The organism is Marivirga sp., from assembly GCF_024636815.1.
GTDB lineage: Bacteria > Bacteroidota > Bacteroidia > Cytophagales > Cyclobacteriaceae > Marivirga.
Genome location: NZ_JAGXGF010000023.1, coordinates 1 through 10782 on the forward strand (window position 1 = coordinate 1; position 10782 = coordinate 10782).

At 33.8% G+C, this 10782-nt stretch carries 13 protein-coding genes and 1 riboswitch; of the genes, 5 read left to right on the forward strand and 8 right to left on the reverse strand.

All coding sequences use genetic code 11. The features are described 5' to 3' along the window. The 5 genes from Q0L29_RS02280 to Q0L29_RS02300 form a co-directional block, all read right to left on the reverse strand. The coding region (locus tag Q0L29_RS02280) for a PLP-dependent transferase (RefSeq protein WP_296618731.1) at positions 1-139 on the reverse strand (139 nt) is incomplete at its 3' end. Between the two features lie 357 nt (positions 140-496). Continuing rightward, positions 497-590, reverse strand: a riboswitch (SAM riboswitch). A 126-nt stretch (positions 591-716) separates the two neighbouring features. Further along, on the reverse strand, positions 717-1415 hold the full coding sequence (locus Q0L29_RS02285; protein ID WP_296618709.1) for a lysoplasmalogenase: 699 nt from the start codon (positions 1413-1415) through the stop codon (positions 717-719). Between the two features lie 107 nt (positions 1416-1522). Beyond that, on the reverse strand, positions 1523-1888 hold the full coding sequence (locus tag Q0L29_RS02290; RefSeq protein WP_296618711.1) for a T9SS type A sorting domain-containing protein: 366 nt from the start codon (positions 1886-1888) through the stop codon (positions 1523-1525). Between the two features lie 41 nt (positions 1889-1929). Further along, entirely contained in the window at positions 1930-3426 is a 1497-nt protein-coding gene (locus Q0L29_RS02295; protein ID WP_296618713.1) for an NAD(P)H-hydrate dehydratase, read from the reverse strand. 193 nt (positions 3427-3619) lie between these two features. Next, on the reverse strand, positions 3620-3757 hold the full coding sequence (locus tag Q0L29_RS02300; RefSeq protein ID WP_296618715.1) for a DUF2256 domain-containing protein: 138 nt from the start codon (positions 3755-3757) through the stop codon (positions 3620-3622). A 291-nt stretch (positions 3758-4048) separates the two neighbouring features. Here Q0L29_RS02300 and sucD point away from each other — a divergent pair, with 291 nt between their 5' ends. Both sucD and Q0L29_RS02310 read left to right on the forward strand, forming a co-directional pair. Beyond that, positions 4049-4924 carry a succinate--CoA ligase subunit alpha gene (sucD, locus tag Q0L29_RS02305; RefSeq protein ID WP_296618716.1) on the forward strand — a complete coding sequence of 292 codons (876 nt, stop codon included), beginning with the start codon at positions 4049-4051 and terminating at the stop codon, positions 4922-4924. 176 nt (positions 4925-5100) lie between these two features. Further along, the gene (locus Q0L29_RS02310) at positions 5101-5565 is read left to right on the forward strand and encodes a DUF1456 family protein (RefSeq protein WP_296618718.1); all 465 of its coding nucleotides are present in this window, start codon (positions 5101-5103) and stop codon (positions 5563-5565) included. 13 nt (positions 5566-5578) lie between these two features. Here the strand turns inward: Q0L29_RS02310 and Q0L29_RS02315 are convergent, their stop codons facing one another. The 3 genes from Q0L29_RS02315 to Q0L29_RS02325 all read right to left on the reverse strand — a co-directional run bounded on the left by Q0L29_RS02315 (position 5579) and on the right by Q0L29_RS02325 (position 8680). Further along, complete coding sequence (locus Q0L29_RS02315; RefSeq protein ID WP_296618720.1) at positions 5579-6049, reverse strand: OsmC family protein; 471 nt, start codon at positions 6047-6049, stop codon at positions 5579-5581. A gap of 12 nt (positions 6050-6061) precedes the next feature. Then, the gene (locus Q0L29_RS02320) at positions 6062-6346 is read right to left on the reverse strand and encodes a YciI-like protein (RefSeq protein ID WP_296618723.1); all 285 of its coding nucleotides are present in this window, start codon (positions 6344-6346) and stop codon (positions 6062-6064) included. A gap of 87 nt (positions 6347-6433) precedes the next feature. Then, positions 6434-8680: an FUSC family membrane protein gene (locus Q0L29_RS02325; protein ID WP_296618724.1), complete on the reverse strand. Its 2247-nt coding sequence runs from the start codon at positions 8678-8680 to the stop codon at positions 6434-6436. 225 nt (positions 8681-8905) lie between these two features. Between Q0L29_RS02325 and Q0L29_RS02330 the strand changes: the two genes are divergently transcribed. The 3 genes from Q0L29_RS02330 to Q0L29_RS02340 all read left to right on the forward strand — a co-directional run. Continuing rightward, on the forward strand, positions 8906-9385 hold the full coding sequence (locus tag Q0L29_RS02330; RefSeq protein WP_296618725.1) for a hypothetical protein: 480 nt from the start codon (positions 8906-8908) through the stop codon (positions 9383-9385). Positions 9386-9405: 20 nt separating this feature from the next. Next, positions 9406-10542: an ATP-binding protein gene (locus tag Q0L29_RS02335; RefSeq protein ID WP_296618727.1), complete on the forward strand. Its 1137-nt coding sequence runs from the start codon at positions 9406-9408 to the stop codon at positions 10540-10542. Continuing rightward, a partial coding sequence (locus Q0L29_RS02340) for a response regulator (RefSeq protein ID WP_296618730.1) occupies positions 10539-10782 on the forward strand: 244 nt, incomplete at its 3' end. The genes Q0L29_RS02335 and Q0L29_RS02340, both read left to right, overlap by 4 nt.

The window sequence follows — 10782 nt, forward strand, 5'->3', positions numbered from 1 at the left end:
ATAAGTTAGCACCATGCTCTGAGTTATTGAAAACATAGCTAGTAGTCTGATAAATCGGTACTGCTCTAGAGTTAGTGGTTGGGTCAGGCTCTTGGCCTGCATGCAATTGTAATGTTTCGAATTTTTGTGTAGTTGACATAATTATAAATTTTAAGATGATTATATTTTAATGAGTATTAAGTATGATTGTGTCAATCAGAATATCTGAGTGAGTAATTAAATTTTATTATGTAATTGATTAATAGTAGATTATGGTTGTTCCAGAATAAGTCTTTAAATAGGAAAGGATATAATTGTCCCTTCAGATTACCGGAATAGATCCAAATAGAATGGAGTTGTTAATTAGCAACAACAGCACATACACATTCGCATATATGCATTAGAAATAATAGAATTTAGCTTAGAAGCTCTATTTGTTGGTGTTGAATTCTGAGCCGAAATGGCTTGCTTGAAGTGTTCGCTAGGAGCGAATATTTGTAAGTTGTTCATAATTGATCATTTATATTTCCCAATGTTGGGCAGGATTTGGCACCTTGATTCAGGTTGCCAGAGGGTCAACGAGCCTGTCTCTCACCTCTTCGTTATAAATTGATTACCGAAATAATACTTCAAATGTAGAAAAAGCTTTTTGAATAAAACAAATTCTAACACAAAAAAACATTAAGAATACTAGAAATAATTTTTAAACAGAATAAAATATTGAAAAACCAATCCTTTTAGTTGTTTTGTATGGAGGTTTCTTCTTTTGTTTTTCTATGTTTTAATAATCCATTCACTATAAGCCATTGCGCAATGATGTAAGTTCCCATAACGGCTACTCCTGCATATGGAATAGTATGAGAAAAACGATTGATAGCTAAAATCGAATCAGAAATGATAAATAGCGCAGCTCCTAGTACTACTAATTGGAAACTTTCATCTGTGGTTTGATTTTTACGATACCAGGCTATCATTACCATCAATGCCAATATCAAAGCATAAAGTGTGATAGGAACCTGAATAACGCTATCGACATAAGGCAATATTAAGTAAGCCATTAAAGCCAAATATGCAATGACAACTAGAGGGAAAAAAGACCATGTGAAATTTAATTTATCATTAAATGTTGCTTTTCTGTAGGCGATAATGAAGACAATATGAGCTCCCAAAAATGCAGTTAGACCAGCAAAAAAGAATAGGAAATGCTTGTAAGTAAATAATAACATGATGTCTCCAACCCAGCTGAAAGCTAATGCCAAAGTGACAAAACTAACCCATTTTTCATCTTTTCTTATATCTGATTTATCCCAAAAGTAAATCAGTAAAGCAATCATTAAGAGGGGTTTACATATTTGATGCAGTATATCAATTTCAAATGTGAGTGAAATGATTTCAAGAATTGCTACTATCCAATAAAAATATGCTTTAAAATTCATGCCATAGTATTTATCGAAAAGTAATTATTATTAACCGATAAAAAAAGTGAATTTATTTAAAGAATAGATAGATGTAATTAATTTATTTTTTTGAAATATCTTAAGAACTATTTTTTAAGGAATTTCTTTAAGCTCTTTTCTGAATCAAGCGTTAACATTACGTAATAATGCCCACTAGGAATATTGGTTAGATTAATTTTATATAAGCCAGATTTAATTTTTTCACTTGAAATATTCATTTTATTTCCAATGATGCTCATTACTTCAATTTGAATATCTGAAGATAATTTTTGGTCATTTATTTTAAGATAAATGTAATCTTCTGCCGGATTAGGATAAACCTCTGCAGTTTTTAGGGCTCTTACTATTTCAACATTATCCTTCTTGCCAATGGAATTAATTTTATCAGATTCTGCAATAGAAATATTGAAGCTGAAGAAGGTTAAAATTAATATGTTGATTAATATTTTCATTACAATTTCTTACGATCAAAAACGTTTTAAGTTTTTAGTATTTAGTTATTTTCTAATTCTTTAAAAACATCTTTTAAATTTGAAATCATGGTGGAGGGTGTCATATAATTTTCTCCATATTCTTTCAAACTGATATCTCCTGCAAAACCTTGCAAATATACTGCCAATATTGACGTTATAAAAGGATTTTTCACTCTAGGTGCTATTCCTGCTAAAATTCCACATAATAAATCTCCACTGCCTCCTTTAGCCATTCCTGGGTTGCCCGTAGTATTGAAACTTACATGTCCATTTTCATTACAAACTGCAGTGTGTTTTCCCTTTAAAACTACTACCACCTTATGATGCTTGCAGAAGGACTTTAGTTGCACCAAAGCTTCAAAATTATTGGAATAATTTCCAACTAATCTTTTAAACTCTCCAGGATGTGGGGTTAAAATAGTTCCTTTTGGCAATAGCTCTAACAATTCACGATTTTCTGCTAAAATTGTAATAGCATCCGCATCCAGAATAAGTTGGCCGATGTAGTTTTTTAATATTTCTTCTAAAAGTTTAATGGTCTTATTTGCAAAGCCCACGGCAGGGCCAAAAACTAGAACATCCTGATTGTCATAATCCAGAAAACTACCTAATACGTATTCATTTTCATCTTTCAGAATCAGAGCCTCAGGTATTTGAATTTGAATAATTTCAATGCAATGAGGGCATGATTGAACCGATAATAATCCTATTCCAGAATGAAGAGCTCCTTTTGAAGCTAATATTGCAGCTCCCATTTTAGCATGTCCTCCGGCTATGATCGTGGCCCGGCCTCTATTTCCTTTATGTGCTGTACTATCGACTTTTAACCGTGATTTTATTTCATTCGTTAATTCGAAAATTGAGTAATCGCTTATGCAATTATTTATAAATCCATTTGATAAACCTATGTCTAATATTTCAAATTTCCCAATAAACTTTTGGTTTTCAGCTATCATAAAAGCAAGCTTAGGGACTTGGAAGCTAAGCGTAAAATTTGACCTGAATATAGTTTCATCTGGACTTGGCTCATCAGCAAAAATGCCTGATGGAATATCTACTGCTATCTTAATTCCTTTAGCATCGTTTGCTTTTTGGATATAGTCTGCAATTTCTCCTTCGATAGGGCGGGAGAGGCCGGAGCCAAAAACAGCATCTATAAATATATTTTTATCAGTGGAATTTGAGAAATCATAATCATTCAAAATTTTAACTTCTTTGAGTGACTTTAACCTTTTTAAATTATGTTCAAAATCCTCAGAACCGGACTCACCCATCACTAAAATTACACTCACCTGATAATTTTGATTTGATAATAATCTTGCAATAGCCAAACCATCTCCTCCATTATTACCTGAGCCTGCTAAAACAATAACTTCATGCTTATTAGAAAAATGTTTACTAATCCAATTCACAACTTGCTGACTAGCTCTTTCCATTAAATCAATGCTGGCTATGGGCTCGTTTTTGATTGTATATTGATCAGCTTCTTGTATTTGTTGGACGTTAAGGATTTTCATGTTTATTTAATTGTTTTAATGGTCCCCCCGATTTTGTCGGATCATGCTATGGAATCTTTGATTAAAAATTCATTTCGCCTGTCCAAAAACTATCGGGAGTAGGAGTAAAATTCCAATCTGAATTTTTAATGTCGATTTCATAAAAGTTAAGGTAGGGAAAATGAAGTTAAATCCTAGAATTTAAAGCCAACTATTATTCCTTTGCCAATCCGCTACATTTTTTGCTACAATATTTCACATTATCCCAATCTTTTTTCCATTTTTTTCTCCAGCTGAATGATCTATTGCACCTTGGACAAACTTTGGAAGGCAATTCACTTTTTTTAAGCATTTTAGACAGAATTATAATTTAACCAAAACCTGTCAGGTTTCTACAAAATACAGTAATAATTAGAATTTAGTTTTCATTATTAAATACCAAGTACAAACCTGACAGGTTTCATTATACACTAAGAACTTGATAAAGTAGGATTAGATTTATAAGCAAATCCAATAATGCTAAATCATTGAGTTGAGAGATTGTTTATTTTAGCAATCTATAACTTATTCGGAAACAAGCACGAAATTACTTTGTGAATGAAGCCTTTTGTTCTATTTTTGCAAAAACTTTAAACAGAGCATAATGAGCGTTTTAGTAAATAAAGATTCTAAAGTAATTGTACAAGGTTTCACAGGTTCAGAAGGAACATTCCACGCTGAGCAAATGATAGAATACGGCACCAATGTAGTAGGTGGTGTAACTCCCGGAAAAGGAGGTCAAAAACATTTAGACAGACCTGTTTTTAATACTGTCGAAGATGCTGTTAAAGAAGCTGGTGCAAATGTTTCCATCATTTTTGTTCCACCTGCTTTCGCTGCAGACGCCATTATGGAGGCTGCTGATGCAGGAATCAAAGTTATCATCACTATCACGGAAGGAATACCAGTGAAAGATATGATGAAAGCAAAAACTTATATTCAGAATAAAGATTTAACTCTTATAGGCCCAAATTGTCCGGGTGTAATTACTCCGGGAGAAGCTAAAGTAGGTATCATGCCTGGTTTTGTTTTCAAAAAAGGAAGAATTGGAGTTGTTTCTAAATCAGGTACTTTAACTTATGAAGCAGCTGACCAAATTGTTAAAGCAGGTTTAGGAATTTCTACTGCAATCGGAATCGGTGGTGACCCAATAATAGGAACTCCTACTAAAGAGGCGGTTCAGATGTTAATGGAAGATGATGAAACTGATGCTATTGTAATGATAGGTGAAATTGGTGGAAATTATGAAGCAGAAGCTGCTCGTTGGATAAAAGAAAACGGTAATAAAAAACCTGTTGTTGGATTTATCGCAGGTAAAACTGCTCCAGCTGGAAGAAGAATGGGACATGCCGGAGCGATAATCGGTGGAAAAGACGATACTGCAGAAGCTAAGATGAAAATCATGGACGAATGTGGTATTTATGTTGTTCAGTCTCCAGCTGATATAGGAGAGACTATGAAGAAAGCGTTAGCAAAATAGAATCTAGAGTCTAGTCGTAGCAAAGCGAAGATTCCGAGACGAAGGAATCGGGAAAAATAGAATCTAGACAAAATATACATTTAGAGACTGTTTCAGAATTTGAGATATACTTTTCATAAGTGTTGATATAAATTTTGAAACAGTCTTTTTTATTTTAGAATCTTAATTAATTAGAGATGACCAATAACGACATTTTAAAAAGAATCCGCTACATTTTTGATTATGGTGATGAGCAGATGATTGCTATATTCGATAGTGCTGATTATAAAGTCACGAGATCATTGGTTACTGATTGGCTGAAAAATGATGATCATGATGAGTTTAAAGAAATTTATGATGACCAATTGGCTATTTTCCTAAATGGGCTAATAAACGAAAAAAGAGGAAAGAAAGAAGGAGAACAACCCAAGCCTGAAAAAATATTGGATAATAACACCATACTTAAGAAGCTTAAGATTGCATTAAAATTAAAAACTGAAGATATAATGGAAGCCTTTAAATTAGCAGGTAAACCGATTAGTCCGCATGAAGTAACCGCATTTTTAAGAAACCCAAAACAAGCACAATACCGACCTTTTCTAGATCAATATCTAAGAAATTTCCTTAATGGATTACAGATAAAATATAGAAAGGATAATTGATCCTATTTGTAATTTATTCCTGAACCCTAATAATTAGGTTATGATGAATAGGGAAATTGCAGGAATTGGCAATAAAACAAAATTCATTAGCTTTTTGATGGAGGGATTCTGCTAATTCGATTTTATCTTTTTCTAAAATCACCACTTCGGGCGTGAGAACTGCCTCATTAAAATGCCTTTTACCATCAGGGTTTTCTCCCATGGTAGCAGAAGCATTGTCCTGATAATCAATTACTGTGATTTGATTTTCGGAACATAAATGAAGATACCACAACATATGACAAGAGGAGATAGAAGCTAAAAATAAATCTTCTGGATTATGGAGTTCGGAATTACCATGAAATGCAGGGTCTGAACTTCCTTTTATTGTAGGTTTATTTTCAATTATAATATCATAAGACCTTTCGTAGGAAGTATATGAAGTGGTTCCTTTTCCTTTATTGCCTGTCCATTTGATAATTGATTTGTAATTATGTGATTTCATAAGTTTAAGCTATTATGAATTTTGACCAACCACCACAGTCCAATGTCTTACTTCCCAGCTTTTGATTAGGCCATTTTTCACATAAGGATCATTTTTGGCAAAATCTTCAGCTATTTTAGGACTTTCTCCTTTGAATATTAAAATGGCTCCATCTGCTGGTTCTGCCATAGCACCAGCCATAATTATATAACCTTTTTGATGAGCTTCTTCTGCCAATTTCAAATGCTCAGAACGATAAGGAGCTCTTTTTTCAACATAATTTTCAATGGTTTTATAGAAGAGTAGGTAGTAATTCATTTTTCAAACATTAGTTTAGAACATGATAAATTTAATTAAAATCTCTTTCAGTATGATTTTTAAAGCTTCCTTTTTAATAATTTATAATTAAACTCCTTCCTTCTCCAATTCCTTCACTACTTTCTTTAAATTTCCTGAAATGCTTACCAGCCATTTAAGTTGATCGGATATTAAGCGAGTAGCTTGCAAATTTTTTCTAAAGTCAGGATCAATAGGCTTGGACTGTTCTTTTTCCAGTTCCTTAGTCCGAATAGCCACCAAGTTTTCATACTTTTCTTCTAAATGTAGGTAGGCTTCTTCCAATTTTTCTGTAGCGGTGTTCTCAGTTTCGTTTTTGTGAAGTAAAGTCTGTAAGGATTGTCGAAGATTCGTATCCACAGAGTTTATGATTATCTCAAAATCTTCTGACACTTCATCTTTTTTATGATTAAGAATAAAAGTGCCAAGGGCCGCCATGGCGGTCAGAAAAGTATGATTTAAACTTACAATTTCATTAATCTTACCTAAATTTTGTTGATGTGCCTTAGGCTCCTGGTTCATCCGTTGAAAGGCTGCATTTAAGTTGCCCATTTCTAAAAAAGCATCTTTCCGTGCTAGTTTGTAATCTGTTAAACCTTCTGATTGATGATAGTAGCGATTGATTTCGGACAGGTATTTACGGTTGGCTCTTAAGGCCTGAATGATGGTGGTATTGATGCTATAGGATTCCCACGCAGGCCATAGAAATGAACCAGCTCCAAAAGCAATTGAAGCACCTATTATTGTATCAATCACTCTGTATTGAATCACTTCAAATGCATCTGGATTGATGAGTGCATAAATGAATACAATACTGGTAGTCACAAAGATGGAGGAGGTTCTATAGTTCTTTTGAATAAAACTCAAGGCTAATGTTAGCGAAAGGATAGAGAGAACAGCATAAACATAGGTGTTCTGCGTGATTAATACAATCAAAGCAGCTATTGCCGACCCAATTAATGTCCCATATAATCGGTGTTTTGAGCGCTCTTTAGTCAAGGTATAACCAGGTCTCATGATTACCACTATAGTCAGCAAAATCCAATAGGTATTTTGCAATGAAAAATAAGTCCCAATCCCAAAGCCCAGTAACATGACAATTGTAAGACGGGCAGAATGCTTGAAAATTGGTGATTTAAAACTGAAATTTTCTTTTAAGATATTAAGGTCGTAATCCTGTTGGGTGATAAATCGTTTTCCTTCTCTGCTTTTTAGTCCTATTTTGCTTTGATTTTCCAGATCATGGAATATTCTTTCCATGGACTGAATTTTCTGGAGCTGATTTTCTTCATAATCCAATAGATTATGCAATAATAAAGCACCTTCTCTGGCTTTAGGTAGCTTTACTTCATTCACATAAGCTTGAATATTTTCTCGGCATTTTTCAATCATTGGTTCCAGGTCTTCCCTCTGCTTCAGCTTTCGTCCTTTTTGCATGGCATCAGCCATTTGCTCTAGTCGATTCGAAATTTCAAATACTAAATCAACAAACGGATTAATAAGATACAGTTGGTTTTTAAAAAGCTTATTAATTTTTTCGTAGTTAGCCGGATTTGCCATTGAAAGCTCCAATATATCAATCAATTCAATGAAAATGAGTAGTTGCTTTCTTTTGTAATTAGAGAAACCGGAGTTTTGTCGTTCACTTAATAATAGCTCTCTTAATGCTTCATGTGATTCATTGATTTTCACCTGTAAGTTGAATAAATCATCCTTCAGTTGGTTTTCATTTTGAACAGTAATGGATAATTTCCCTCTAATGCGAATGTATTGAGATGTTAATTGAAGGCATTCCGTCAAGCCATTATTGATTTGGCGTTTTTGCAAAAAAGGATGAAAAAGTGCAGAGAGTAATAAAGACCAAAGCCCACCTATTCCAATAAACATTGCATTGATAAATATTTCTGAACCTATCTGTGTATGGGCAAAACTTAAAACGATGGCCAATAATCCGGCAAAGGATATTAGGGATGCTCGAAAACCATAAACTGAAATATAGGAGATCCCAAAAATAAGAACAGCCATTACGGGAAGTAATATATAAAGATTGGAGGCAGCAGATGTGATGATGACAGTAGCTACAACCGCTATCACTGACGCAATTAAAATTCCAATACTTTTATGTTTGCGACTTCCGGGGACATCACTACTTGATGTTAAAAACATTCCAATAGCAATGCTAAGAAAATAGGGTAGTTGGTCAATTTGAATCCCAATCAAGACCGGAACTACTATTCCGAAGGTGACCAAAACAGATTTTAGGAAATCTGAGCTGTTTAGGAAATTACGAATCTTTTGGATATAAATTTTTATCATAGAATAATATAGCCTGTTCTATAGTACTCAAAATAATTCAAATCGGTTGAGCTAGTAACCTATTTTTTGCAATTATTTTCATATTTATAGAAATGTAATCCTTCTCCATCTTCTGAAAAAAGGAAAAGACTATCACTTTTGGATTAAATTATTGAAACTAAGAATTCTTTTTTTTCCAAAGAGTAACACCTATATTTACTTACGTAAGTACAATTAGTATCGTATATGGAGCAAATAGTAGAATTTATTAATAAACTTTTTTCGGCAGATGATTGGCCGGCTCGTTGGGTATGTGGTGAATGGTCATCCTTTCATGGTTGGTTATATATCACTAGTGATATCGCCATCTGGCTGGCCTATTTTGTGATACCTGCTATCATTATTTTCTTTATTCAAAAACGCCATAATCTACCTTTTTTGCCGGTTTTCTGGCTTTTTGGTGCATTCATTATTCTTTGTGGAAGCACACACCTGATTGATGCAATAATGTTTTACTGGCCTGCTTACAGAATTAGTGCGCTATTAAGGGTTTTAACTGCTCTTGTAAGTTTGGCGACTGCCTTTGTGTTAATCCGGGATCTACCAAAGTTGATAGAAACTCAACCCGAAGATAAGCTGAAAACCTATGAGTTGGAAAAGCAACTCAAAAAGTACGAAGCAGAAAACATGGAACTCAGACAGCAATTGAATAGTAAACAGAACTAATGCTTTCAAATCGTAAATCTATGATGCTTTTGCAGAATGCAGGCTTGTTTTTCATGGCTATATTAATTACCAGTGTCATCTTTATAGTCGATTTGAATACGGAAAGCAGCGTTGCAATGGCATGTTTATACATTGTTGTAATTTTATACAGCTGGCTTTTACCTGGAAAGTTTGCAAGCATATATACTGCCGGAGTGTGTTCTTTGTTGACTATAATATCTTTTATCTTATCAGAGGATATGTCCAGCAATCCAGATGATTTAACTAAAATAAACATGGTTATTTCTTTGGTGGTCATTTGGACGAGTGTAACACTTGTATTTATTGCTAAAAGTAGTTTTTCAAGTCTTGAAGGTATTAATAAGGAATTGTCGGATAGTTCTGATGAATTATTAGATAAAGTTATCAAACTGGATATACAGCAGGAGAAGCTATCAGAAAATAAAATGGAACTCGAAAACCTGAATAAAGACTTATTGGTTAAAAACCGAGAACTGGAACGCTTTACAAGCATTACCAGTCATGATTTGCAAGAGCCACTGCGAACTATCGGGAATATGATCCAATTAATCTCTCAGAAATATTATACTCAATTTGATGATCAGGGAAAGAAAATTTTGGATTATGTGAATTCTGCAACTGATAGGGTGACAATCATGATCAAAGGACTACTTGATTTTAGCAGAATAGGTAATAAGCGAGAGATTCAAGAGGTAGACTGTCAGGAATTGGTAAACAATATTGTACTGGATTTTGATACTACTTTAACTGCAAATGATGCTGCTGTCAAGATTAGTGATCTGCCTAAAGTAAGCGGAAATCCGGTAGAGTTACGTTTGCTTTTTCAGAACCTCATCAGTAATGGGCTTAAATTTAGGAAACCGGATGTATCACCAGTTGTTGAAATCTCGGCAACTGAAGGGAACGACTATATAGAGTTTTGTGTTAAAGATAACGGTATTGGAATAGCGGAAGATGATTATGGGAAAATATTCTTTATTTTTCAACGTTTACATCCGATTGAAGAATATGATGGTACTGGCCTAGGATTGGCTTACTGTCGTAAGATTGTAGAGTTGCATGGAGGAAAGATATGGATTAACTCCAAAAAAGATTTCGGTAGCTCGTTTCATTTTACACTAGCAAAAATTATATGACAAATAAATCAAATAAATTGGATTGTGTTTTACTCATTGATGATGATGAAGCTACAAACTTTTACCATAAATTAATTTTGGAGAAGGAGAATACAGGTGTGTATATTCAATCTGTGAAATCAGCCAAGGAAGGCCTTGACTTTTTACTTTGTAAAGGTGATTATTCAGATTATCCACAACCAGGCATCATCTTTTTGGATCTTAACATGCCTGGTATGAGTGGCTGGGATTTCCTGGAAG

Coding starts and splice junctions, on each gene's coding strand:
- Q0L29_RS02285 (WP_296618709.1), bottom strand. CDS start 1,415: ATGAATTTTAAAGCATATTTTTATTGGATAGTAGCAATTCTTGAAATC.
- Q0L29_RS02290 (WP_296618711.1), bottom strand. CDS start 1,888: ATGAAAATATTAATCAACATATTAATTTTAACCTTCTTCAGCTTCAAT.
- Q0L29_RS02295 (WP_296618713.1), bottom strand. CDS start 3,426: ATGAAAATCCTTAACGTCCAACAAATACAAGAAGCTGATCAATATACA.
- Q0L29_RS02300 (WP_296618715.1), bottom strand. CDS start 3,757: ATGCTTAAAAAAAGTGAATTGCCTTCCAAAGTTTGTCCAAGGTGCAAT.
- sucD (WP_296618716.1), top strand. CDS start 4,049: ATGAGCGTTTTAGTAAATAAAGATTCTAAAGTAATTGTACAAGGTTTC.
- Q0L29_RS02310 (WP_296618718.1), top strand. CDS start 5,101: ATGACCAATAACGACATTTTAAAAAGAATCCGCTACATTTTTGATTAT.
- Q0L29_RS02315 (WP_296618720.1), bottom strand. CDS start 6,049: ATGAAATCACATAATTACAAATCAATTATCAAATGGACAGGCAATAAA.
- Q0L29_RS02320 (WP_296618723.1), bottom strand. CDS start 6,346: ATGAATTACTACCTACTCTTCTATAAAACCATTGAAAATTATGTTGAA.
- Q0L29_RS02325 (WP_296618724.1), bottom strand. CDS start 8,680: ATGATAAAAATTTATATCCAAAAGATTCGTAATTTCCTAAACAGCTCA.
- Q0L29_RS02330 (WP_296618725.1), top strand. CDS start 8,906: ATGGAGCAAATAGTAGAATTTATTAATAAACTTTTTTCGGCAGATGAT.
- Q0L29_RS02335 (WP_296618727.1), top strand. CDS start 9,406: ATGATGCTTTTGCAGAATGCAGGCTTGTTTTTCATGGCTATATTAATT.